We start from the raw sequence: 26,468 nt of genomic DNA, 5'->3' as shown, positions 1-26,468 counted from the left end.
ATTTTAGTAATATTATTTAATAATCAAATTTTAATTTGATATAAATAAATTGGTTAGGGCGAAATTTTTGGTTCTATTTTATAATTGAAGTGATAGTTATATTAGCGTTGATGGATCTTGAATACATATTTTTAAAAAGATTAAAAATTAAAAATAATTCCAAATGTGGGTATAAATTTTTATAGAAAATAATAATTCACCATACCATAGATATGGTATGGTGAATATAAAATCTATGACGCTGGGTTATTTATAATTTATATAAGATTAATTAAATATATATCTACGTTAATATTTTTGATTTGTTTGCGCGTATATTATATCGATTATGTTTTATTAGGATTATAGTAATTTTTGCTATTTTTAGATTGTTTGTAGTTATGGTTTTATTAAATTGTAAAAATAGTGCATATACAGCATATACAGCATATACAGCATATACAGCATATACAGAGTATAGCAGCAGAAAATATTAGAAATGTAATTTAAAAATATAAAATAAAATTAATTATTGTATAGATTTATATTAAACTTATCAAATGAGAGGTTATATCTATATGCTATAAGATTTAGGTGATATGTATAGAGGTATATTATGAGATTTATTGATATGACTAATATTACGGTTGTTGCTGGAAATGGAGGACACGGTTGTATTAGTTTTCAAAAAATAAGAAGAAGGGGCTCTTTTTTAAGGAAACCTAATGGCAGTAATGGAGGAAATGGAGGTAATGTTTGGTTATTAGCAGATCCTAATGTAAATACTTTAAATTACTTTCATTTTCATCATGTTTTTAAAGCTGGGCATGGAGAAAGTGGTCGTAGCCGGGGTTGTACTGGTAAAAAAGGAAAAGATGTTGTTATAAAAGTTCCGTATGGAACTAGAGTGAGTGATAAAAAAACAAATAAATTATTAGGAGAAATAGACAGTCACAAAAAATGGTTAATGGTAGCTAAGGGAGGACACCATGGTTTTGGGAATGGACATTTTAAATATTCTTTACGACACAAAAAAATTTTTAATACACATGGCAAAACAGGGGAATTTCAACACTTGAATTTGGAATTACTTCTGATGGCAGATGTCGGAATATTTGGATTACCTAATTCTGGAAAATCTAGTTTTATTCGTGTAATTTCATCAGCGAAACCAAAAGTAGCAGATTATCCATTTACTACATTAGTACCATGTTTAGGTGTAGTACAGATTAATAATTATGATAGATTTGTTATTGCAGATATTCCTGGTATTATTAAAGGTGCTTCTAATGGCTCAGGATTAGGAATGAGGTTTTTAAAGCATCTGGAACATTGCCAGATATTGTTGCATTTTATTGATATCGCGCCTTTAGATAATTCTGATCCGTTAGAAAATATTATTACTATTAGACATGAGTTAGATAACTACAGTAAAAAATTGGTTTGTAAACCTTGTTGGTTAATATTTAATAAAATAGATTTATTAGAGAAATATATAGTAGAAAAAAAGATTGAGTATATTATTAATTCTTTACAGTGGAAAGACCGTTACTATTCTATATCTTCGACACATAATATGAATATATCATTGCTGTGCAACAGCATTATGAAGTTTATTATCTATCATGATCAAAATTAAGAATAGATTCTTACATATATGTAAGTAAGATAACGAAATAAAGTAGTCAAATTAATGTGATTCGATTTATATTATTAAAATAATAAACCGAGCATATTATTAGATTTAAAATTTTTGTACTATGGGATTTCGTCCGTATGATGTCGCACTACAGAGAGTGACATTTTTTATAAGATTATACATCTGTACTAGAGAATATGTTTTAATTACATTATTTATTAAATAATGTAAACATTATATACGAATAAGAATTTATTTTTTTTAAACATATGTAATATGATGAAGGTAAATCATGAAGTACGTGCCAATGACTTTACGTGGAGCTGAAAAGTTGAGAAAAGAATTAGATTATTTAAAAAACGTGCGTCGTCCAGAAATTATAAAAAATATTTCTGAAGCACGTGAGCATGGTGATTTAAAAGAAAATGCTGAATATAATGCTGCTCGTGAGCAACAAGGTTTTTGTGAAGGACGTATTCAAGAAATAGAGTCTAAGCTTTCTCATGCACATATTATAGATGTCACTAAATTAATCACTAATAATAGAATAGTTTTTGGAGCTACAGTTAATATTGAAAATTTAGATACAGCACATAGACAAACATATAGTATTGTAGGAGATGATGAAGCAAACCTTAAAGAAAATACGGTTTCTATCAATTCTCCTATTGCTAGAGGTTTGATTGGTCATAGAGCAGGAGATGTTATTGAGATTGATACTCCAAAAGGGAAGACAAGATATAAAATCATTCAGATTAAATATTATTGAAATAATATGTTTTAAAAATTACATTTTTTGAAAAAATTTTTAAAAATAGTTTTTTATAAGCAAAGAGTTTAAATTTTATTTATTATATAATTTAATATTAATATATTTTATAGTGGAAGTATACGATGTAGTAACTTTATTAATAAAGTTTATGTTTTTAGTTGTTATATATTTGGGGTATTTATTAATTTATATTACAAGAGATATTTTGATCTATATATTTTTTGTAATGCTTAGAATGATATTTAAACTATATATGAAAAAATTAACTAATTTTATATAAAAATTATGATCTTTATTTAACTAATATTAAAAAATACTAGTTATTATTATTTTTATCAATGTTGTTTATAAAAAATGTTTAAGAAATAATCTGATATGGCAGATAAAAAACGTTCTATATATTCTTCAAAGTGGTTACAAAAATATTGCAAAGACCAATATGTGATAAAAGCACGAAAACAGGAATTGAGATCACGATCTTGGTTTAAATTAGATTCAATAAATCATACGGATATGTTAATTTCGTCTGGCATGACAGTAATAGATTTAGGATCAGCGCCTGGCGGGTGGACGATTTATGTCAAAAATAGAATAGGCAATACAGGGCGCATTATAGCGTGCGATATATTACCCATGCGTAGAATTTCTGGAGTAAATTTTTTGCAAGGAGATTGCTCTGATCCTAATGTTTTTAAAATATTGCGTACATGGATAGGACAACAAAAGGCTCATGTTGTTCTATCTGATATGTCTCCTAATATGACTGGCATATCAATAATTGATGTTAATCGGTCTATATGTCTTGGACATGTAGCATTAAATATATGTCGTGATGTCTTAATGTGTGGGGGAGCTTTTTTAGTAAAAGTTTTCCAGGGTAAGGGGTTGGATAAATACATGTATGATGTACGTTCTTTATTTCACATAGTGAAAATCCGTAAACCAGATGCCTCTAGGTCTCATTCTCGTGAAGTCTATATTGTAGCGAAAAAACGTAAATATAATTGATATGTCATGTAACATGTTAAAACTATTAAAATTTTGTTGTAATGCAATTGCGAGGTTAATCTTTTGAGTGATATGGCTAAAAACCTAGGTCTCTGGTTGGTTATTGCGGTGGTTTTTATATCTTTGTTCCAGAGTTTCGGGCCTAGCGACTCGGGTAGTCGTAAATTGGATTATTCTACTTTTATGTATGATTTAAACCAAGATCAAGTTAAAGAAGCTCGTATTAACGGTCGTGAAATTGTTGTTATAAAAAAAGATAGTAATCGTTATACTACTTATATCCCAGTAAATGATCCAAAATTACTTGATATTCTTTTAACCAAAAAAGTAAAAGTTGTTGGAGAGCCTCCAGAAGAACCTAGTTTAATTACATCTATTTTTATTTCTTGGTTTCCAATGTTATTATTAATTGGGGTGTGGGTTTTCTTTATGCGTCAAATGCAAGGAGGCGGAAAGGGCGCTATGTCTTTTGGGAAAAGTAAAGCACGTATGTTAACTGAAGATCAAATTAAAACTACTTTTGCAGATGTAGCAGGATGTGATGAAGCAAAAGAAGAGGTAAAGGAATTAGTAGATTATTTGCGTGAACCTAGTAGATTTCAAAAATTAGGCGGAAAAATTCCAAAAGGAGTATTAATGGTAGGACCTCCTGGTACTGGAAAAACACTTTTAGCAAAAGCAATTGCTGGAGAAGCAAAAGTTCCATTTTTTACTATTTCAGGTTCTGATTTTGTAGAAATGTTCGTAGGTGTTGGAGCATCTCGTGTGCGGGATATGTTTGAACAAGCTAAGAAAGCTGCGCCATGTATTATTTTTATAGATGAAATTGATGCAGTTGGTCGTCAAAGAGGCGCAGGGTTAGGAGGAGGACATGATGAACGTGAACAAACTTTAAATCAGATGTTAGTAGAGATGGATGGATTTGAAGGAAATGAAGGCATTATTGTTATAGCAGCCACTAATCGTCCAGATGTATTGGACCCAGCTTTATTGAGGCCAGGTCGATTTGATCGTCAAGTAGTTGTGGGATTACCAGATATTAGAGGTAGGGAACAAATATTAAAAGTACATGTTAGTCATGTACCATTATCATCGGATGTAGATATATTAGTAATTGCTAGGGGGACACCGGGATTTTCAGGAGCTGATTTAGCTAATCTTGTAAATGAAGCAGCATTATTTGCCGCTCGTAATAATAAGAATATGGTATCAATGGTAGAATTTGAAAAAGCTAAAGATAAGATTGTAATGGGTGCTGAGCGTCGTTCTATGGTAATGACAGAAGCTCAAAAAGAATCTACAGCCTATCATGAGGCTGGTCATGCTATAATCGGTAGATTGGTTCCAGAGCATGACCCAGTGCATAAAGTTACTATAATCCCTAGGGGGCGTGCTCTAGGTGTAACATTTTTTTTACCAGAGGGTGATGCAATTAGTACAAGTCGACAAAAATTAGAGAGCCAAATTTCTACGTTATATGGAGGTAGACTTGCTGAAGAAATAATTTATGGTCCAAATAAAGTATCCACTGGCGCATCTAATGATATTAAGGTCGCTACTTCTATTGCTCGGAATATGGTAACTCAATGGGGATTTTCCGAAAAACTTGGGCCATTGTTGTATGCAGAGGAAGAGGGAGAGATATTTCTTGGACGTTCAGTAGCTAAAGCAAAACATATGTCTGATGAAACTGCTCGTATTATTGATCAGGAAATTAAATTTTTGATTGAAAGAAATTATGTTCGTGCTCAAAATCTTTTAATAGAAAATGTAGACATCCTTCATTCTATGAAGGATGCATTAATAAAATATGAAACAATTAATGCATCTCAGATAAATGATTTAATGGATAGAAAATCAATTGAGCCTCCGTCTGGATGGGAAAATAGTCCATTTGATACAAGTAACGATAAGAATGCTGATTCTTGTATTTCTTCTGTAAAAGAGCCAAAATCAGTAAACAGAGAATCTTATAATGATAACCCTGATACTGCGTCACAATAATATTGTGATAATTTACATGAAAGAATAAAAATCAATATTAGTTATTTTTATCAAAAATTTTGTCTTTTTTATAAAAAAACAATGTATATTTTAATTTAAAAACAATATATTAGAGATGTATGTAAATTTATGAGTTCGGTTGTAAACAAACGTAATTTAAATTTTTCTGCAGTTCAAATTATGGGTATTTTAAATGTTACTCCTGATTCTTTTTTTGATGGAGGAAAGTATTATACTTTTTATAAAGCGATTGATCATGCATTTCGTATGATTTCTGATGGCGCTACTTTGATTGATGTTGGCGGTGAATCGACACGACCTGGAGCCGATATTATAAGTGATGAAGAAGAAGCTGAACGTGTTATACCTGTAGTACGTGCTATAGCACAACGTTTTGATACTTGTATCTCAATAAATACATCATCAGCATTAGTAATACGTGAAAGCGCGGCTATTGGTGCTCATTTAATTAATGATGTACGCTCTCTTACTACTAAAGGATCTATGCAAGCTGCAGTAGATTGTAAGCTACCGATATGTTTAATGCATATGAAAGGACAGCCTAAAACAATGCAAAATTTTCCGATATATTCTAATGTCGTAGCTGAAGTAAATGAATATTTTTCTAAACAAATATCCCGTTTTGAGTTGGCTGGTATTACCAGAGATAAAATATTACTTGATCCTGGTTTTGGTTTTGGAAAGAATTTAGTACATAATTATCAGCTTTTAGCTAATTTAAAATATTTTCATCATTTTGGTTTACCTTTATTAGTTGGTATATCACGTAAATCGATGCTTAGTTTTAGTAATAATCAATATGATCCTAAAAACAGATTAATAGGTAGTATTACTTGTGCAGTAATTGCAGCTGTACAAGGCGTACGAATTATTCGTGTACATGATGTCAAGGAAACGGCAGAAGCATTACAAGTAGTTAAAACTATGTTTCAACATAAAAAAAGTAAGGAAACCTAATATGAAGCACCTCAAATACTTTGGTACTGATGGTATTAGAGGTAGAGTTGGAAGTACTCCAATCACTCCAGATTTTGTTCTGAAGCTTGGTTGGGCTGCAGGCAAGGTATTAAGTTGTTATAGTAAAGGTCGATCTAATCAAATTATTATTGGAAAAGATACTCGTATTTCTGGGTATATGTTAGAATCAGCATTAGAGTCAGGGTTAGCTGCTGCTGGTTTGTCAGCAGCATTAACTGGTCCCATGCCTACTCCAGCTATTGCATATTTAACTCGCGCTTTTAGAGCTGAGGCTGGTATTGTAATTTCTGCTTCTCATAATCCTTTCTATGATAATGGTATTAAATTTTTTTCTGTTAAGGGCACTAAATTAGATAGCGAAGTAGAGCATTCTATAGAAATAGAGTTAAATAAGTGTTTAACATGTGTTGATCCAAAAGAACTAGGAAAAGCTAGTCGCATTGTTGACGCAGCTGGTCGTTATATAGAATTTTGTAAAGGAACTTTTCCAACTCATCTTAGTTTAAGAAAATTAAAAATAGTTGTAGATTGTGCTAATGGAGCTACTTACCATATAGCTCCGAGTGTATTTCGTGAGTTAGGTGCTAACGTGGTTACTATTGCATGTCGTCCGAATGGGGTAAACATTAATAAGGAATGTGGCGCTACAAATATTCGGCAACTACGTGCTCAGGTATTGGCAAAAAAGGCAGATTTAGGTATTGCTTATGATGGAGATGGCGATAGAGTAATTATGGTTGATCATTTTGGAAATAAAGTAGATGGTGATCAAATGTTATATATTATTGCTCGAGAAAAATTGTATCATAGCAACAAGCAGCTAACAGGAGGTGTAGTAGGCACTCTTATGAGCAATATGGGACTTGTATCAGCATTAAAACAGTTAAATATCCCTTTTATACGTGCTGCTGGCATCGGTGATCGTTGTGTACTTTCAATGTTAAAAAAAAGGGGTTGGCATATTGGCGGAGAGAATTCAGGACATATTGTACTTTTAGACAAAACTACTACAGGAGATGGTATTATTGTTGCTCTCCAAATATTGTCTGCAATGGTAAATAATTGTGCAAGTTTATATGAATTATGCAATGACATGTGTTTATTACCCCAAATTTTAGTTAATGTATATTATTCTGGTATTAATAGTCCTCTAGAATCTGATTTAGTTAAAAAAGAAGCCAAAGCAGTAGCAGAGGAATTATCTGAACAAGGACGTGTGTTATTACGTAAGTCCGGTACTGAGCCATATATCCGTATTATGGTAGAAGGAAAACGTTACGATAAAATATTGTATTTAGCAAATAAAATTGCTTCTGTAGTAAGATCTCAAATAAAATAAATACGATGGTAATTGAGTTTAGCATTTGCTATATATTATGTACTACTAATTTTAGTAAGTTAAATAACTTATAATTATATGAATGAAGTTCATTTAATTATAAAATTAAGTACATAGCTATTATTTAATTGCAATAATTTATACTTATGTAAGGATAATATAATGTTATGTATCAAACTTTTTTAGTTATATTTGTAATAATAGCAGTAACTTTGATTGTATTGATTATGTTGCAACAAAATAAAGATAACGATTCTGGAGGAATGTTTAGTAATCGATCTTTAAGTGATATGCTAAGTTCAGGAGGTTTCAATGATGGCATAACTCGTTTGATAGTAATTTTAGCTATATTGTTTTTTTTACTTAGTTTGTTATTAGGAAATATGAATAGTAAACAAAATCAGAAATATATTCAAAGTAGTGTACAAAATGGTCAATTTTAATATTAAATTAAATTTATTTAAGCTTTTTATTGGAAAACATAATATATAACAATATATCAGACAGATGTATTTATTCATGTACGATAAACAATATATACGGATATATGTAATTAGTAATCAATATAAATAATAGCGATCGATGTATATGTATTATTTTGATGATATTTGCATCAATATACCGAGGTGGTGGAACAGGTAGACACGCTACTTTGAGGTGGTAGTTTCTCTTGTTTGAGATTGCGGGTTCGAATCCCGTCCTCGGTATTACTTTATGATATAAATAATTTGATTTTCTAGAGTCGTATAGTGTATAATTTCACTGTTTTAATATTAACGCGGGGTGGAGCAGTATGGTAGCTCGTCGGGCTCATAACCCGAAGGTCGTTGGTTCAAATCCGACCCCCGCAACCCTGTTAATGTAGTACGCGCTTGATAAGTCTTGTATTATAAAATAAAAATAATAAGAATATGTTAGTATTTTTAGTTAAGAGCCATCAGTCATTTAATTGGTTTGTCGTTTGTTGGTCACCAATTAATCTCTAGAGAGTCTTGATGGATTAATTTTGATACATATAATATTGTATATTATCGAATAAGTGGATTGTGCCGATTATTTTATATGAAAATTTATCAAGATTCACTATTAGCTTCACAATATCAAATAGAATTCTGTTATACGTGCTATGAGGTTTTGTCTGATATAATGCAGGATGCTGGATTAGCGCTTGTCTATTTAATCATAATTTTTATAATTTGAATCGATAATTGTGGTAATTTTATATTTTAAATGAAAATGACTAAAAGATTGTTATGTTTGAAAAACAAACCTAAATTCAGTAATACTTGTTGGTAGTTATTAAAAATAGATTTTTGAGATAACTAAGATGAATAAAGAGATTTTGGCTGTAGTAGAAGCAGTTTCTAATGAAAAAGCTGTACCTCAGGAAAAAATTTTTGAAGCATTAGAGATTGCATTAGCCGCTGCTACAAGAAAAAAATATGAACAGGATGTTGAAGTGCGTGTTGCAATTGATCGTAAATCAGGTCAGATTAACACGTTTAGGAGATGGATTGTAGTAGAGCAAGTTACTCAACCTACTAAGGAAATTACATTAGACGCTGCTCGGTTTGAAAATCCAAAAATTAAAATTTATGATTACATTGAAGATGTTATTGAATCTGTTAGTTTCAATCGTATTACAACACAAACTGCAAAACAGGTTATTGTTCAGAAAGTACGTGAAGCTGAACGAGCAATTATTATAGAACAGTTTTTAAGTCGACAAGGCGACATTGTAACCGGTATAGTAAAAAAAATTAATAGAGATAGTATTAATATAGATTTGGGAAATAATGCTGAAGGGATCATTAATAAAGAAGAGATGCTGCCACGTGAAAATTTTAGATTAGGAGATAGAATTCGTGGTATTCTGTACTTAGTTCGACCAGATTTTAAAGGTCCTCAATTGTTTATAAGTCGCACTAGAACTGAAATGTTGGTTGAATTATTTCGCATTGAAGTGCCTGAAATTGGAGAAGAATTAATTACGATTAAGACTGCCGCTCGAGATCCTGGTTCACGAGCAAAAATTGCTGTTAAAACAAATGACAAGCGTATTGATCCAATAGGTGCTTGTGTGGGTATGCGAGGAGCACGTGTTCAGGCTATTTCTAGTGAATTAGGAGGAGAACGCGTAGATGTTGTGTTGTGGGATGATAATCCCGTACAGTTTGTTATTAATGCTATGTCTCCTGCTGATGTCGCATCCATTGTTATAGATGAAGATAAGCATACAATGGATATTTCGGTAGAAGAATCTAATTTGGCTCAAGCTATCGGACGAAACGGACAAAATATTCGTCTAGTATCTCAATTAAGTGGTTGGGAATTAAATATTATGACTGTAGACGAGTTAGAAAAAAAACGTCAGGTTGAAATATGTGCTGTCACTAATATTTTTGTTAATACTTTAAATATTAGCGAACAATCAGCTCAAATTTTAATTGATTCAGGATTTTCTTCACTTGAAGAATTAGCGTATGTACCCATAACAGAACTGTTATCGATAAAGAAAATTGATACTAAAACAGTGGAAGCAATTAGGAATCGTGCAAGAGATGCTTTAAAAAATTTTTCTATTACACATAATCAAGATGTCAAAGATAACAATCATCCTGCTATTATTAATCCTATTATAGAGTTGTTGAGATTATCTAATATTGAATATGAATTGGCATTAAAATTAATTGACCGTGGTATTTCTACATTAGAAGATTTAGCTGAACAAGATATTTCGATTCTATCTGATATCAAAGGAGTAACCAAAGAAAAAATTGGAGAATTAATTATGGAAGCTCGCAATATTTGTTGGTTTAATAATGATAATAAACATTAATATTATTGTAGTAATAATTAAGGAACGCCATGATAGATAGTACCATACAATCATTTGCTATGGAAATGAAAACGTCGGTAGATCAATTAATACAATGGTTTTCATATCTTGGCATTTTTAAAACAGAAAAGGATGTTATAACTCAAATAGAAAAAGAAATTTTATTTAAACATATGAGTGGTAATAAAAAAGGATTATCTAATAAATTAACATTGCAACGAAAAACACGTAGTACCGTGAATGTATCCGGTATTGGCGGTAAAAGTAAACAAGTACAGATAGAAATACGAAAGAAACTTACATACATACAATATGCTGCTTTACAAGAATCAGAGTGTGTTGACTTAAAAAATAAAATGGTATCTAATGTTAATAATGATGTAGCTGATTTAACTGAAAAAAATAATTTAATAAATAAAAAAGTAGATGACACTATAAATCCGTTTTTTTTAACACAGCATTCTAAAAAAAATCGGCATTATTCTGAATCAGTAAGATGTAAAGAAAAAGTGACAGAAAAAGTGTATCATCGTAAAGTTGAAGATAAATATTTACAAGAAAAAAATGAAATACAATCAATTAAAAATAAATCTGAAGATAATTGGAATATTGAAAATTCAAAAGTAATTCGTCCTAATTTAGAAAATAATCGTAATAGTAATAAATTATATCGTATGTCTTCACCAATAGAAAAAAATAATAATCAAAAATTAGAGAACGAACGACGTAATCGCTCTCGTACGCGTACACGGAATCGCAGTGGAGGAAAACTAACGAAACAACAGCAACACAAAAGAAGCAATAATCATCGTCTATACGCAATTATGCCTGATGAATTTGGTAAAGAAGAAGAGTTATATGTTTCGAATCGAATAGGTAAAAATAAGCGCAAACAAAGCGCATTACTACAAAGTTTCAATAAGCCTGTTCAAATCATTACTCGCGATATTATTATTGGAGAAACTATAAGTGTAGCTGATTTAGCTAACAAAATGTCAATAAAAAGCTCATATGTTATTAAAGTGATGATGCAATTAGGAATCATGGCAACTGTTAACAAAATTATTGATCAAGAAACAGCTCAATTAGTAGCGGAAGAAATGGGACATAAAGTTATTTTACGCCATGATAACGAACTAGAAGAGTTAATTATGAATGATCGTATTAATAGTTGTGCTACGATTGAAAATCGAGCACCGATAGTTACTGTCATGGGCCATGTAGATCATGGAAAAACTTCTCTTCTTGATCGTATTCGCTCGACTAAAATAGCATCTTCTGAAATAGGAGGTATTACTCAGAGTATAGGTGCATATAATGTAAGTACTGATCATGGAATGATTACTTTTCTAGATACTCCTGGACATTCGGCATTTACAGCTATGCGTGCTCGTGGAATTCAGTTAACGGATATTGTAGTTTTAGTGGTAGCTGCTGATGATGGGGTGATGCCTCAAACTATTGAAGCAATACAGCATATCAAAGCTGCTAATGTTCCTGTGGTAGTAGCAATAAATAAAATTGATAAATCAGAAGCAAATCCTGAACGAATAAAAAATGATCTAAATCATCATGGTCTTATTCCAGAAGATTGGGGTGGCGATACGCAGTTTATAAATGTTTCTGCTATTTCAGGAGATGGGATAGATAATTTATTAGATGCTATTTTGTTACAGTCAGAAATATTAGAATTAAAAGCAATGCGTCATGGTATGGCAAGCGCTACGGTTATTGAGTCTTTTTTAGATAAAGGGCGTGGGCCTGTAGTTTCTGTTTTAGTTCGTGAAGGCACATTAAAATGTGGTGATATCATTCTGTGTGGAACAGAATATGGACGGGTACGTGCTATGCGAAATGAATTTGGTCATGATGTTATTTCAGCAGGTCCATCAATCCCGGTTGAATTATTAGGTTTATCAGGAATACCTGATTCTGGAGAAATGGTTATTGTGGTGCGTGATGAAAAAAAAGCGCGAGAAGTAGCTTTATATCGTCAAGGAAAATTTAGAGAAATGAAATTAGCTCGTCAAAAAGAACCTAATATAGAAAATATTTTTGCTAATATTAAGAATACTACCAGTGGCACTATTACTGAATTGAATTTAATTATTAAATCTGATACACAAGGTTCTTCTGAGGCTATTCGTGAAACTGTAGAAAATTTATCAACTAGTAATATAATAGTAAAGATTTTATCTTCGTCTATTGGTGGTATTACTGAAACTGATATCGCATTAGCAGCAGCTTATAATGCGGTTATTTTAGGATTTAATGTTAGAGCGGATCTTGCTACACGACGTATAATTGAATTAGATCAAATAGATGTGCGTTATTATTCAGTAATTTATGATTTAATAAATGAAGTAAAACAAATGATGCATGGTATGTTAGTTCCACGATATAAACATGAGAGTATTGGTTTAGCAGAGGTACGGAGTGTGTTTCGGTCACCAAAGCATGGAAATATTGCTGGTTGTATAGTTATTGAAGGGATGATAAAATGCCATAAAAAGATTAGGATTATACGAGATAATATAGTTACTTATGAAGGCGAATTAGAGTCGTTACGTCGTTTTAAAGATGATGTCAACGAAGTAAGAAGTGGGGTTGAATGTGGTATCGGTATAAAAAATTATAATGATATTCATTCTGGAGATATGATTGAAGTATTTGATATCATCAAAATGTCTCATGTATAACCTTTAAATAAGATATGCTTGATTGTTAGATCTTTATTTAATTGAGGGTATAGTCGTGTTTGTATATGAACGGAACGTAGGGTGTGATTATTTTATAAAAGGTAAGGGGGGAAATGTACATTCAGCACCAAAATAGCCATTATCGCACTCAGCGTATTTCTCAAGAAATACATAAAAATATTTCGATTATTTTGCAGCATAAAATCGATGATATCCGTATAGGTAAACCTACCGTTTCAGGAGTTAAAGTATCTAAAGATTTAAAAAACGCTAATATTTTCGTTACTTTTATTGATAAAGACAGTCCAGAAGAAATAAATTCTGCTATTGTAATATTACAACGTGCTTCGCGTTTCATTCGTTTTTTATTGGCTAATACCATGTGCTTACGTATTATTCCTATTTTGTTATTTAAGTATGATTCTTCATTACGTGAAGGAACAAAAGTATGTGATTTGATCACTACTATTACAACAAAGATTGCGATAGAGAAACTAAGTTAAATATATTAGAGTTATTAGTGAAGAGATATAAGAACAAATTAATTAGAGATATTAGTGGTATTTTATTATTAGACAAACCTAAGGGTATATCTTCTGGTTCATTATTGAATAAAATCAATAAATTATTTTGTGCAAATAAAATAGGACATGCTGGCACTTTAGACCCTTTGGCTACAGGAATGCTTCCTATTTGTTTTGGAAAGGCGACTAAATTTGCAAAATATTTGTTGAATTATGACAAAAGATATAAAGTAATCGCTCAATTGGGAATAAGTACTGATACTTTTGATTCAGATGGGATAATTGTTCGTGTTTCATCTGTACAACTAAATAATAGTAAATTAGAACAATGTTTAGAATCTTTTAGAGGAGTAAAAAATCAGATTCCTCCTATGTTTTCGTCATTAAAATATCGTGGGTTGCCTTTATATAAATATGCTAGAAAAGGAATAATCATTCCTAGAAAACCTAGGATAGTTCATATATATAATCTAAATCTTCTTAAAAAGACAGAAAATATTATTGAATTAGATGTTCGTTGTTCTAAAGGCACTTACATTCGGAGTATGATAAATGACATTGGGGAAAACTTAGGTTGTGGAGCGCATGTCATAGCATTGCGTCGTTTATCAGTTGGGAAATATGTATCCTCATCTATGATAAATATAAAAACCCTAGAAACTATTTTTTATAATGACTCTTTTGATGATTTAGAAGCTTTTTGTAAATTAGATGAATTATTGATACCAATGAACTCGATTATGCTTGAACACATTAAATATAGTTAATAAATATAAATGAAATTATAGCGCATACATTCTTACTAATTAAATTAAAAATACAAAATAGTAGAATATATTTTGATTATTTTATTCTATTACATGGTACGTGTATAAATATTACTGTATTATTTATTGTGTTGTATGCATTTTTTAAAAGAAAAGTGAATTAGAACGGTAATTCAAACCTGTGAGAATCATGTATGAGGTACAAGAACTATGTTTCGCTATTATTTAATTTATTTATTTTTTACATAATGGGATGATAGTTAAAATAGAACATTGGATATTAATTAAAGTTTTATTTAACTTCAGTTTAAAATATAATTTATCTTTAAACATAGGTTTCTAAAATAAAAGGTATTTTGCATGTCTTGGAATGCTAAAAGGAAAGCAGAAATAATTTCTACGTTTGGTTACGGTCCTAAAGATACCGGTTCTACTGAGGTACAAGTTGCCTTATTAACTGAACGTATTGATTATTTGAAGCATCATTTTTTAAAACATAAAAAAGATCACCATAGTCGCCGTGGATTACTTAAAATGGTTTCTCATCGACGGAGATTATTAAAATATTTAAAAGAAAATCAAGTATTACGTTATACTAATTTAATAAAAAATTTAGGATTACGTCATTAGGAAGGATGAATTTTTAATTCAATTAAAATCACAATGTGTTTATGGCTTACTATTTTAAAGTTAAAAAGTAAAATAAAAAAGCATTTGTTAATAAATCATAGATGATTAATTCGATACATAAAAATTATATTTTAAATATAGAAGGATATTGTTTTGTTAAATCCGATTATTCATAAATTTAAATATGGGAAACATATTATAACTTTAGACATTGGAACTATAGCTCGTCAGGCAAATGCTGCAGTCATGGTTAGTATGAATGATACTACAGTACTTGTTACTGTAGTTAGTTCTAATCAATCAAAACTAGAACAAGATTTTTTTCCTCTTGTTGTAAATTATCAAGAACGTACGTATGCTGCCGGAAAATTTCCAGGAGGTTTCTTTCGTAGAGAAGGTCGTCCGAGTGAAAACGAAACGTTAATATCTCGTTTAATTGATCGCCCTATTCGACCATTATTTCCCAAAGGATTTACTAATGATGTACAAGTAGTTGCTACAGTGATGTCAGTAAATCCTCAGGTGGATCCGGATATCGTGGCAATAATAGGAGTTTCTGCTGCATTAAGTTTATCCGATATTCCGTTTTCAGGACCAATTGGAGCAGCTAGAGTTGGTTACATTAAAAATAAATATGTATTAAACCCAACAAGAACGGAGTTATCTAATAGTAAATTAAATTTGGTTATTTCAGGAACTGAATCTAATATTTTAATGGTGGAATCAGAATCATGCTTGCTAAGCGAAAAAGAAATGTTAGATGCTATTACATTTGGACACGAACAACAACAGACAGTAATTTGCAATATTAATAAATTAGTCAAAAAATCTGGAAAATCTAAATGTTTTTGGAAAGAAAAAGAAATTAACATGCCTTTAAAAACATATTTATCTGAATTATATGAGTCTCGTTCTAAAGATATATATTGTTTTTTTGATAAACAGGAACGTCATGCTCAAGTTGACAACATTAAGAAAGACATAATAAAAACTGTGCTTAATAGTAGCTATAATAGTAATGGCCTTGTCGAAGAAAAGGAAATCATGTGTCTTTTAAATTGTTTAGAAAGACAATCAATTCGTTATCGTATCCTAGCAAATAAATTACGTGTTGACGGACGTTCAAAAGATGTAATTCGCGAAATAGATATAAAAACAGGTATATTACCTCGTACTCATGGATCAGCATTATTCACTCGAGGCGACACTCAGGCATTAGTCACTGTCACACTTGGTACAGAACGTGATGCACAGAATGTTGATGGACTAATTGGAACGCGTATTGATAGATTTTTATTGCATTATAATTTTCCACCATATTGTGTCGGGGAAATAGGCATTATGGGTGCTCCAAAAAGAAGAGAGATTGGACACGGGCGATTAGCAAAGCGCGGAATGTTGGCGGTTATGCCTGATTCTAATGAATTTCCTTATACAATACGTGTAGTATCAGAAATTACTGAATCCAATGGATCATCTTCCATGGCATCTATCTGTGGAACATCTTTGGCGTTAATGGATGCCGGAGTACCAATTAAAGCATCAGTTGCTGGTGTTGCTATGGGATTAATTAAAGAAGGAAATGATTTTGTGATATTATCTGATATTATAAGCGATGAGGATCATATTGGAGATATGGATTTTAAAATATCTGGTAGTCGTCAAGGTATAACGGCACTGCAAATGGATATTAAAACAGATGGAATTACTTATGATATTATAAATATTGCATTAGAAAAATCAAAACATGCTAGATTTCAAATATTAGATTTGATGGATAAAATTATTAAGGTTCCTAAGAAAGAAATTTCAATATTTGCACCAAGAATATACAGTATTAAAATTAATCCAAGTAAAATTAAAGATGTTATAGGAAAAGGAGGATCTGTCATTCGTTCATTGACTGAAGAAACTAACACTATTATTGATATCGAAGACGATGGTACCATAAGAATAGTTTCTTTAGATTATGATAAAGCAAAACAAGCTATTCGCAGAATTAACGATATTACTGCAAATGTTGAGATAGGAGCTATTTACACTGGAAAAGTTACGCATATTGTTGAATTTGGAGCATTCGTAACTATTTTATCTGGAAAAGAAGGATTAGTACATATTTCTCAGATTTCTGAAAGAAGAATAAATAAAGTTACTGATTATTTAAAATTAGGACAAGAAGTATTAGTAAAAGTATTAGAAATAGACCGTCAAGGACGAATTCGTTTGAGTATGAAGGGAATAACAGCCGTATAAAATATTATATACTATAATGATAATAGTTATTTGGTTGTTATATGTGTGCATATACATATAATATATGGTTTGTAGTTATTTATATAGATTGATAATTATTTATTTATTTATTACCTATCTGAAACGTATTATATTACGACTTACAGTAATTTAATTATATTTGAAATTATTTAATATAAATAGAAAATACATAGTTTAATAATATATTTGTAGGAAGAAATTTAGGAATAAATTTATAATTATTATTTCATAAATAGAGATTCAAATGAATAGATACGCAATGGCATATTTGTGCATTACAAAATAAGTATAGATATTCAGGAAGTAAATAAAAATTGGAATCTTATTTGTTGTGCATGTTATTATACAACAAACAGTATACAAATTATTATTGTATGCGGGTGATCCTTTAGTAGCATTTTGAGAATCAATATTCTTGTTTTTCGTAAAGACAATATTTATGTTTTTAATGTAGTTTTCACAAATATTATACAATTTTTAATCATAAACTGCTGAAATTCATATATATAAAACAGTAGTATTATTCTTTGAATAATCTTAATACATATACACACGTATTTCTACATTATGGAATATTGTTTTTATAAAAATTTTTCTATTACACTTATATAGTTAATTGGTTTATTAAATATGGAGTAATTACAGATGTCAAAAACCGCAGATTCTTTTATGGATTTAGGGTTAAATCATCATATAATTAATGTCTTACATGATATCGGATATGAAAAACCTTTACCTATCCAAACTCAGTGTATTCCATATTTGTTGGCCGGATATGATGTGTTGGGAATGGCGCATACAGGTAGTGGAAAAACTGCGGCATTTGTATTACCCCTACTGCATAATGTCGATATTAATGATTCTTTTTCTCAAGGCTTAATTGTGACACCTACTCGAGAATTAGCGATCCAAATTGGAAGAGTATGTTCTGATTTTACAAGATATATGAATAAAATAAATATTGTGACTTTATGTGGAGGACAAAGCTATGACATTCAATTGAGTGCTTTAAATAAGAGGCCTCATATTATTGTCAGCACTCCAGGTAGATTAATAGATCATTTAAATCGTGGTACTGCTGATTTATCTAAATTAAAAACTTTAGTGATAGATGAAGCTGATGAGATGTTACGTATGGGATTTATTGAAGACATTGAACATATCATTAAAAATATTCCAATTAAACACCAAACAGCATTATTTTCTGCTACTTTACCTATGGGTATTCGCCGCATAAGTTATAGATTTATGAATAATCCAAAAGAAGTGTATATCCATACTGATACGAATATGTGTGCTGATATTAAACAAAGTTATTGGTTAGTGCGCGGAATAGCTAAACATGAAGCATTAATGCGGTTTTTAGAAACAGAAGATTTTGAAGCAGCCATTGTTTTTGTTCGTACTAAATGTGCAACGTTGGAAATCTCTAACATATTAGAGAAATTTGGTTATAACAGTGCGGCTTTAAACGGAGATATGAATCAAGCAATACGGCATCAAACGCTAAATCGATTAAGACATGGAAGTTTACAAATTCTTATAGCTACTGATGTTGCTGCTCGTGGATTAGATGTTCATCGTATTAGTTTAGTAATAAATTATGATATACCAATAAATTCTGATGCCTATATACATCGTATAGGAAGAACTGGTAGAGCAGGACGCGTCGGAAAATCTTTATTATTTGTAGAATATAAAGAATTTCGTATATTACGTAATATTGAACGTAAAATAAATTTAAATATTACAGAAGTTAGACATCCTACTGTTAAAACTTTACTTGCTTGCCGTTTGGCTAAATTTGCCAATAAAATAGAATGTCAATTAAATACTAATAATGATTTAGATATATATCGATCATTATTACCGCAAATAAAACCTAAAAAAGGTTTGACAATAGAAAATTTAGCAGCCGTTTTATTAAAAATAGCACAAGGAAATCGTCCATTAGTATTGCCTCCAGATCCAGTTATTAAAAATAAATCAGATTATAAAATACGTATGAAAAATAATTATAAAAATAACTGTCGCATTGATAATAGAACTTTGAAAGTTAGGTGTAAATTTAAGAAAATTTCTTCTGACAATATGGATATTTATCATATATCAGTAGGACGTAACGATGGAGTTAAAATCCGTCATATTATTGGGATGCTTTCAAATAAAATTGATAATATTCGTTGTTATGGAATAGGTAATATTAGATTATTTTCTTTTCATTCTATTATTGAACTAAATAAAGGACTATCTAATAATAAAATATTAACTCAGTTGTCTCATGCACGAATTTTAAATAAACCAATAAATATGAAATTATTAGGCAGCACGTCTTTACGTAGTAGTACGTATCATAATAAAAAAAATTTTTCTGAAAATATATATATCCGATAAGATTATATAAAAATTAAATTAGTTAAACATATCATTACTGTTTAGTATTAATTATTTATATTGGTTATATGTAATGCTATATACATTGAATATGAGTAAGTATGTGTCTTAATAACAAAGATAAACAAAAAAAAAATAATTCTGTTCTATGGAAATTAGGTATTGTACCGTGGAAATTACGATATCCCATAGTTTTAAATAATAATAATCAGATTAAATTATGGGTATGTCTTCGTTTATTATTAATATCGTCAGATTTTCCAATATCTTTAAATGACCCTTTTATTAAGGATGTTATACGCGCTATTCAGCTGAGCTCTAGAGAAGTATGCGCATTAACTAATAGTCAAATTAACCACTTAATTATTCCATCAGGATTTTCTTGTCACTGTTGGTGGATTGGCACTGAAGTATCAAAAAATTTTCATGGCATGTGTTTGAATACTCCATCATTATCAATATTAAAATGTAATATTAAAGCTAAACGTGACTTATGGCGACAAATTAGTTGTATTAAATTTAATATTTAAATTTTTTAGAAATACTCTATCAAAAATAAAAAAGGAATTAATCATATTTATTATAATAATAAATATTGCTTTATATTTTGAGTTTTAAAAATGTATTTATGAATACTCTATATATTATTTTTTGAAACTATTAATATAGAAATTAGCATATGACATATGAGTCATATGTTATTTATATAGATATATAAAAGTTTGTTGTACGATTGAAATTAATGTTGTAAGAAATACTAAATTGTTTTAGTATCATATCAATAATAATTGTTTAATTAATTAAATTAATATTCAATAATATTGATTGTATGATTTTAATACTCCACTTATGTGGAGTACATATAAGATTATTTACAAATATATTAATACTTAATAAATCTTCAATTTTACTAATTCTATTTTTTATTTTATTGATATTCATATTATTATATGAAAATCTCGTAAAATTATTTCTTATATTAGCAATATATTTTATGTTAATGAACAATACTATTTTCTTATTGTTTTATTAGAAGATATTATTTTGTTTCATATTTAATATAATAAATATTCAAGTATATGAATATGTAAACATTACTTAATTTAATTCTATTTTATAGATAATACATCTTTGATAAATACATGTTGTATATTTATGATAGTGAGACACTTATACATACATATATATATATATATATATATATATATATATATATATAAATTTATAATATATATTTTAATTTTTAATTAAAACAAATACTTTGATTTAGCAACGTTTTACTATACCTAAATAATAATCGGTTATCTCATCACAAAGTTTTATTATAGATAGTATTTATATTAAGTGATATAATGATATAATTGATTATAATGTGTGCTTGTTCTAATTTTTAACTATTTATTATAATGATTATCCATGAAAATATGGTAAATAATATGGATAAATATTAAAAGATTTTTACGTGTCTATTTTTATTAATAAAGGTTCGAGATATTAGAAATCATATTTAGGAGATAAAACATGCGAGTATTGAAATTTGGTGGAACTTCACTTTCTAATGCAAATCAGTTTATTCATGTCGCCAATATTATTGAAAAAAATGCTCAAAAAGAACAAATAGCAGCAGTGTTATCAGCACCTGCAATGATTACTAATCATCTAGTATCCATCATCGATCACACATTGAATGGTAATTCAATTTTAGAACATATCCATAATATAGAAATTATGTTTAATACTTTATTAAAAGATATAGCTCAGATTCAACCGGGGTTTAATCATATAGCTTTGCATTCTATTTTAGAAAAAGAGTTCATTCATTTAAAAAATTTACTCCATGGAATTTCATTATTAAAATTTTGTCCAGACAGTGTCAATGCTAACATTATTTGTTTAGGGGAAAAATTATCTATTATTTTAATGGAAGGTCTATTAATCGCAAGAAATCTTCAAATAACTATTATTAATCCAGTAGATAATCTTGTGGCACAAGGAGGAGGATATCTTGCTTCTATGGTAAATATTGAAGAATCTGCGCGACGTATTCAAAATATACCTATTTCTCATTCAAATATTATATTAATGGCTGGATTTACTGCAGGCAATGAACAAGGAGAATTAGTTGCCTTAGGTCGAAATGGTTCCGATTATTCAGCTGCAATTTTGGCGGCTTGCTTAGGAGCTAATCGTTGTGAAATTTGGACAGATGTAGATGGTATTTATACATGTGATCCGCATCAAGTACCTAATGCAAAATTATTACATTCGTTATCTTATCAAGAGGCCATGGAGCTTTCTTATTTTGGAGCTAAAATTTTACATCCACGCACTATCGTTCCAATTGCTCAATTCCATATACCTTGTTTAATAAAAAATGTTTTTAAACCTAATGCTCCTGGAACATTAATTGGGCCAATTAATAACGATTCAACTAATATAGTTAAAGGGATCACATATCTGAATAATATGGTAATGTTAAATATTTCTGGGCCAGGAATGAAAGGTATGATTGGTATGGCTGCTCGCGTATTTTCAGCAATGTCTAAGGCTATATGCTCAGTAGTATTAATTACTCAATCATCTTCCGAGTATAGTATAAGTTTTTGTGTGCCTTATCAAGAATTATCAAAAGCTTGTACGTCATTGAATGACGAGTTTAATTTAGAGTTAAAAAATGGCCTTTTGGAGCCAATAGATGTGATACAAGATCTTGCAATTATTTCAGTTGTTGGCGATGGTATGCGTACTCAACTCGGCTTATCTAACAAATTATTTGGTGCGCTAGCTCGGGCTAATATTAATATTATTGCGATTGCTCAAGGATCTTCAGAGCGTTCTATTTCGGTAGTTGTGAAAAATAATGTTACTGCTATTGGAATTAGAGTGGCTCATCAAATGTTATTCAGTGTTGATCAGCTAATAGAAGTATTTATTATTGGATCTGGAGGTGTTGGTACTGCTTTAATCGAACAAATTAGACGTCAGAAATATTGGTTAAAAAATAAACACATTGATTTACGAGTATGTGGAATTACTAATTCACGAGTGATGTATATCAATATAAATGGAATTGATTTAAATGATTGGAAATCATCACTTAAAAAATCACATGAATCTTGTGATTTGAAGAAATTAATAGATGCTGTAAAAGAAAATCATTTTTTAAATCCAGTTATTGTTGATTGTACTAGTAGTATTGATGTTGCTGATTATTATATAAATTTTTTATTAAATGGTTGTCATGTAATTGCTCCAAATAAAAAAGCTAATACAGGGTCTATGAAACGTTATCGGACGCTGAGAGAAGCTGTGATAACATCACGAAGAAAATTTTTGTATGATACTAATGTAGGGGCTGGATTGCCAGTTATAGAAAATTTGCAAAAATTGTTGAATGCTGGGGATGAATTAATAAGTTTTTCAGGTATTCTATCCGGATCTTTATCTTTTATTTTTGGAAAATTAGATGAGGGATTATCATTATCTGCTGCAACTTTATTAGCTAAGAAGAAAGGCTACACTGAACCAGATCCTAGAGATGATCTTTCTGGTATAGATGTCGCTAGGAAATTATTGATTTTAGCACGAGAAGTTGGATATGAATTGGAATTAGAGGATATTCAAATCGATCCAGTAATACCTCATAATTTCATGAGTGAATGTAATACGGATAGTTTTTTTGAAAAGTTATATTTGTTAGATGACATTATTTTGAGTAAAGTTAAGAAAGCATATGAATCAGGACATGTCTTGCGTTACATTGGAAATATACAAAAAGGACAATGTCGTGTACAAGTTGAATCTATAGATAATGATCATCCATTGTTTAAAGTAAAAGATGGAGAGAACGCTCTTGCATTCTTTACACGGTATTATCAGCCGTTACCATTAGTATTACGTGGTTATGGCGCAGGAAATGATGTTACAGCAGCAGGAGTATTTGCAGATTTATTACGTACTTTATCATAAAAATAGTAAGGATATGTAGATATGGTCAGAGTTTATGCTCCAGCATCTATTGGTAATATTGGGGTAGGATTCGATACATTAGGTATGGCAATTACTCCGATAAATGGTAGTTTACTGGGAGATTGTGTAAGTATTGAAGATTCTAATATATTTAGTTTAAAAAATATAGGATGTTTTCATAATCAATTACCAACACGATTAGAAGAAAACATTGTGTTTCAGTGTTGGGAAAAGTTTTGTAAAACTTTAGGGCAAACGTATCCTTTAAGTATTAAGTTAGAAAAAAACATTCCGGTTTCTTCTGGTTTGGGTTCTAGCGCTTGTTCTATAGTAGCTGTATTAGTAGCAATGAATTATCATTATGGATCTCCACTTAATCAAGATCAATTGCTTGCATTAATGGGGGAAATGGAAGGAAAAATTTCTGGATCAATCCATTTTGATAATGTATCGCCTTGTTTTTTGGGAGGTATGCGTTTAATTTTAAAAAATTGTAATATTGTTAACCAAGTAATTCCTAATTTTAATAATTGGGTATGGGTTTTAGCATATCCGGGCGTGAAAATATCCACTGCGATGTCGCGATCAATATTACCAAATCAATATGACCGCGAGGATTGCGTTAATCACAGCCAGTATTTATCCGGATTCATTCATGCTTGTCATACTCAACAAGAATCTTTAGCAATTGAATGCATGAAAGATATCATTGCAGAACCTTATCGCTCGAGATTATTTCCAGTAAAGTTATCTTATATACGTCATAATATTATGAAAAAAGGTGCTGTATCTTGTGGTATTTCAGGGTCTGGACCAACAATTTTTGTATTATGTAATACTTATGATGTAATAGAAGATATTTCTGATTGGTTATCACGTTTTTATTTGCAAAATGATTCAGGTTTTATTCGAATTTGTTCCCTCGATCAGCGCGGAGCACGTATTATGGTAGAATAGTTAATGAAATTATATAACATTAAACAACATGATGAACAAGTGACGTTTTGTCAAGCTCTTATACAAGGACTAGGGAAGGATCAAGGGTTATTTTTTCCGGCAGATCTTCCAAAGTTCTCCGTACTTGAAATTAATTCTATGTTAGAAATGAATTTTATAGAACGTAGTGCGCATATTTTATCTACATATATTGGCTCTGAGTTATCAAAAAATAGTATATTAAGTTGTGTTCAGAATGCTTTTAATTTTCCAGTACCATTAGTATTTATAAAAAACAATATTGCTATTTTAGAACTTTTCCATGGACCAACTTTAGCTTTTAAAGATTTTGGAAGCCGATTGATGGCACAAATGTTAAATAAAGTTAATTATCAATCTGATAAGCCTATGGTTATTCTTACAGCTACATCTGGTGATACAGGAGCAGCTGTAGCCCATGCTTTTGTTGATTTTAGCAACATACACGTTATTATTTTATATCCTAAAGGGAAAATTAGCGGATTGCAAGAAAAATTATTTTGTACTTTAGGAGGTAATATTTCTACTATATCAGTAGATGGAGATTTTGACTCATGTCAATTTTTAGTGAAAAAAGCTTTTGAAGATGGTGTATTACGACAGGTTTTAGATTTAAATTCTGCCAATTCTATTAATATTAGTCGTATATTAGCGCAAGTTTGTTATTATTTTGAAGGAGTATCACAACTACCACATCAGATGCGTAATAAATTAGTTATTGCAGTTCCCAGCGGAAACTTTGGGAATTTAACTGCAGGATTATTAGCCCAATCTTGTGGGTTGCCAGTGAGAAAGTTTATTGCTGCTACTAATATTAATAATACTGTACCTAGATTCTTACGAAATGGTTATTGGAAACCTCATCCTACTGTTTCAACGTTTTCTAATGCAATGGATGTAAGTTGCCCAAATAATTGGCCTAGAATAGAAGAATTGTTTCATCGAGAAAATAGATCTATTAAAGAATTAAAATATGGTTGTGTCAATGATATACTTACCGAAAAAACAGTTCAAGAAATTTCAAATTTAGGATATCTTTCTGAACCTCATACTGCTGTAGCGTATCGATTGTTATCTGATCAATTGGATTCTGATGAATTTGGAATGTGCCTTGGTACCGCTCATCCTGTTAAATTTAAAGAACTAGTAGAGTGTTTTTTTAAAAAAAAGATACGAGTAGTATTACCGGATACTTTAAAAAAACGTATGAAATTACCTATTTTATCATATAAAACATCTAAATGTTTTTCTTCATTACGTAATTTAATTTTAAAAATAGTATCTTAAATTTTATGTATAAATGATATTTAATCGTTATTAAAAAATTTTTAATATATTTATATTTGTATACATTCAATTGATGTGTTCAATAACAAATATTTAATAAATTTATAATGCAATTAGTGTAAAAACACGAAATTTTATAGAAATAATGATGAAAATTAAATATTACATAACAGTTCATACTCTATTATTAGGAGAGGTATTTTTTATAGTTTTATTAGTAATATGTGTATAAAATAATAATTAAATTAGAATTTGTATGATGTTTTTGAAAAGTTTTGAAAACAAACTTATTTTAAGGTTGAAAAGTACAGTTTTGACCGCATATCAGGTGCATAGTGTGATTGAATTGATTTTCAGTGGAGGCGTTTAG

Annotated in this window: 18 protein-coding genes and 2 tRNA genes; all 20 read left to right on the top strand. The window is 30.0% G+C overall.

Going from position 1 to position 26,468, the window contains the following annotated elements; translation table 11 throughout:
* Positions 1–610: 610 nt before the first annotated feature.
* The 20 genes from cgtA to thrC all read left to right on the top strand — a co-directional run bounded on the left by cgtA (position 611) and on the right by thrC (position 26,098).
* On the top strand, positions 611–1,618 hold the full coding sequence (gene cgtA / locus VOI34_RS00100; RefSeq protein WP_443092744.1) for an Obg family GTPase CgtA: 1,008 nt from the start codon (positions 611–613) through the stop codon (positions 1,616–1,618).
* 292 nt (positions 1,619–1,910) lie between these two features.
* Positions 1,911–2,387, top strand: a complete 477-nt coding sequence (gene greA, locus VOI34_RS00095) for a transcription elongation factor GreA (RefSeq protein WP_331828451.1) — start codon at positions 1,911–1,913, stop codon at positions 2,385–2,387.
* A 378-nt stretch (positions 2,388–2,765) separates the two neighbouring features.
* On the top strand, positions 2,766–3,398 hold the full coding sequence (rlmE, locus tag VOI34_RS00090) for a 23S rRNA (uridine(2552)-2'-O)-methyltransferase RlmE (protein WP_331828450.1): 633 nt from the start codon (positions 2,766–2,768) through the stop codon (positions 3,396–3,398).
* Positions 3,399–3,461: 63 nt separating this feature from the next.
* On the top strand, positions 3,462–5,402 hold the full coding sequence (gene ftsH / locus VOI34_RS00085; RefSeq protein WP_331828449.1) for an ATP-dependent zinc metalloprotease FtsH: 1,941 nt from the start codon (positions 3,462–3,464) through the stop codon (positions 5,400–5,402).
* Positions 5,403–5,531: 129 nt separating this feature from the next.
* Positions 5,532–6,380, top strand: coding sequence for a dihydropteroate synthase (folP, locus tag VOI34_RS00080; RefSeq protein WP_331828448.1), 849 nt, complete (start codon positions 5,532–5,534; stop codon positions 6,378–6,380).
* A 1-nt stretch (position 6,381) separates the two neighbouring features.
* Positions 6,382–7,740, top strand: a complete 1,359-nt coding sequence (gene glmM / locus VOI34_RS00075) for a phosphoglucosamine mutase (RefSeq protein ID WP_331828447.1) — start codon at positions 6,382–6,384, stop codon at positions 7,738–7,740.
* A 167-nt stretch (positions 7,741–7,907) separates the two neighbouring features.
* Entirely contained in the window at positions 7,908–8,183 is a 276-nt protein-coding gene (secG, locus tag VOI34_RS00070; protein WP_331828446.1) for a preprotein translocase subunit SecG, read from the top strand.
* Positions 8,184–8,360: 177 nt separating this feature from the next.
* A tRNA-Leu gene (locus VOI34_RS00065) sits at positions 8,361–8,447 on the top strand.
* Between the two features lie 70 nt (positions 8,448–8,517).
* Positions 8,518–8,591 (top strand) — tRNA-Met (locus tag VOI34_RS00060).
* Between the two features lie 476 nt (positions 8,592–9,067).
* Complete coding sequence (gene nusA, locus VOI34_RS00055; RefSeq protein ID WP_331828445.1) at positions 9,068–10,579, top strand: transcription termination factor NusA; 1,512 nt, start codon at positions 9,068–9,070, stop codon at positions 10,577–10,579.
* A 29-nt stretch (positions 10,580–10,608) separates the two neighbouring features.
* A complete protein-coding gene (gene infB / locus VOI34_RS00050) occupies positions 10,609–13,278 on the top strand; it encodes a translation initiation factor IF-2 (protein WP_331828444.1) in 2,670 nt (889 codons plus the stop codon).
* Between the two features lie 113 nt (positions 13,279–13,391).
* Entirely contained in the window at positions 13,392–13,781 is a 390-nt protein-coding gene (rbfA, locus tag VOI34_RS00045) for a 30S ribosome-binding factor RbfA (RefSeq protein ID WP_331828443.1), read from the top strand.
* A gap of 17 nt (positions 13,782–13,798) precedes the next feature.
* On the top strand, positions 13,799–14,569 hold the full coding sequence (truB, locus tag VOI34_RS00040) for a tRNA pseudouridine(55) synthase TruB (protein WP_331828442.1): 771 nt from the start codon (positions 13,799–13,801) through the stop codon (positions 14,567–14,569).
* A gap of 360 nt (positions 14,570–14,929) precedes the next feature.
* The gene (gene rpsO, locus VOI34_RS00035; protein ID WP_331828441.1) at positions 14,930–15,199 is read left to right on the top strand and encodes a 30S ribosomal protein S15; all 270 of its coding nucleotides are present in this window, start codon (positions 14,930–14,932) and stop codon (positions 15,197–15,199) included.
* Between the two features lie 153 nt (positions 15,200–15,352).
* Positions 15,353–17,452 (top strand): polyribonucleotide nucleotidyltransferase, encoded by a 2,100-nt coding sequence (gene pnp, locus VOI34_RS00030; protein ID WP_331828440.1) that lies wholly within the window; start codon positions 15,353–15,355, stop codon positions 17,450–17,452.
* Between the two features lie 666 nt (positions 17,453–18,118).
* Positions 18,119–19,867, top strand: a complete 1,749-nt coding sequence (locus VOI34_RS00025; protein ID WP_331828439.1) for a DEAD/DEAH box helicase — start codon at positions 18,119–18,121, stop codon at positions 19,865–19,867.
* A gap of 101 nt (positions 19,868–19,968) precedes the next feature.
* On the top strand, positions 19,969–20,397 hold the full coding sequence (locus tag VOI34_RS00020; RefSeq protein ID WP_331828438.1) for a DNA polymerase III subunit psi: 429 nt from the start codon (positions 19,969–19,971) through the stop codon (positions 20,395–20,397).
* Between the two features lie 991 nt (positions 20,398–21,388).
* Entirely contained in the window at positions 21,389–23,836 is a 2,448-nt protein-coding gene (thrA, locus tag VOI34_RS00015; RefSeq protein ID WP_331828437.1) for a bifunctional aspartate kinase/homoserine dehydrogenase I, read from the top strand.
* Between the two features lie 21 nt (positions 23,837–23,857).
* Positions 23,858–24,793, top strand: coding sequence for a homoserine kinase (gene thrB / locus VOI34_RS00010; RefSeq protein WP_331828436.1), 936 nt, complete (start codon positions 23,858–23,860; stop codon positions 24,791–24,793).
* Positions 24,794–24,796: 3 nt separating this feature from the next.
* Positions 24,797–26,098 carry a threonine synthase gene (gene thrC, locus VOI34_RS00005; protein ID WP_331828435.1) on the top strand — a complete coding sequence of 434 codons (1,302 nt, stop codon included), beginning with the start codon at positions 24,797–24,799 and terminating at the stop codon, positions 26,096–26,098.
* Positions 26,099–26,468 lie beyond the last annotated feature (370 nt).

The organism is Candidatus Blochmannia sp. SNP, assembly GCF_036549215.1.
Taxonomy (GTDB): Bacteria; Pseudomonadota; Gammaproteobacteria; order Enterobacterales; family Enterobacteriaceae; genus Blochmanniella.
The sequence above is the reverse complement of the archived record's forward strand: the minus strand, read 5'-3'. Positions and strand labels throughout refer to the sequence as shown.

Excerpts from the sequence above, each read along its gene's own strand:
- cgtA (WP_443092744.1), top strand. The coding sequence starts at position 611 with ATGACTAATATTACGGTTGTTGCTGGAAATGGAGGACACGGTTGTATT.
- greA (WP_331828451.1), top strand. The coding sequence starts at position 1,911 with ATGAAGTACGTGCCAATGACTTTACGTGGAGCTGAAAAGTTGAGAAAA.
- rlmE (WP_331828450.1), top strand. The coding sequence starts at position 2,766 with ATGGCAGATAAAAAACGTTCTATATATTCTTCAAAGTGGTTACAAAAA.
- folP (WP_331828448.1), top strand. The coding sequence starts at position 5,532 with ATGAGTTCGGTTGTAAACAAACGTAATTTAAATTTTTCTGCAGTTCAA.
- glmM (WP_331828447.1), top strand. The coding sequence starts at position 6,382 with ATGAAGCACCTCAAATACTTTGGTACTGATGGTATTAGAGGTAGAGTT.
- secG (WP_331828446.1), top strand. The coding sequence starts at position 7,908 with ATGTATCAAACTTTTTTAGTTATATTTGTAATAATAGCAGTAACTTTG.
- nusA (WP_331828445.1), top strand. The coding sequence starts at position 9,068 with ATGAATAAAGAGATTTTGGCTGTAGTAGAAGCAGTTTCTAATGAAAAA.
- infB (WP_331828444.1), top strand. The coding sequence starts at position 10,609 with ATGATAGATAGTACCATACAATCATTTGCTATGGAAATGAAAACGTCG.
- rbfA (WP_331828443.1), top strand. The coding sequence starts at position 13,392 with ATGTACATTCAGCACCAAAATAGCCATTATCGCACTCAGCGTATTTCT.
- rpsO (WP_331828441.1), top strand. The coding sequence starts at position 14,930 with ATGTCTTGGAATGCTAAAAGGAAAGCAGAAATAATTTCTACGTTTGGT.
- VOI34_RS00025 (WP_331828439.1), top strand. The coding sequence starts at position 18,119 with ATGTCAAAAACCGCAGATTCTTTTATGGATTTAGGGTTAAATCATCAT.
- VOI34_RS00020 (WP_331828438.1), top strand. The coding sequence starts at position 19,969 with ATGTGTCTTAATAACAAAGATAAACAAAAAAAAAATAATTCTGTTCTA.
- thrA (WP_331828437.1), top strand. The coding sequence starts at position 21,389 with ATGCGAGTATTGAAATTTGGTGGAACTTCACTTTCTAATGCAAATCAG.
- thrB (WP_331828436.1), top strand. The coding sequence starts at position 23,858 with ATGGTCAGAGTTTATGCTCCAGCATCTATTGGTAATATTGGGGTAGGA.
- thrC (WP_331828435.1), top strand. The coding sequence starts at position 24,797 with ATGAAATTATATAACATTAAACAACATGATGAACAAGTGACGTTTTGT.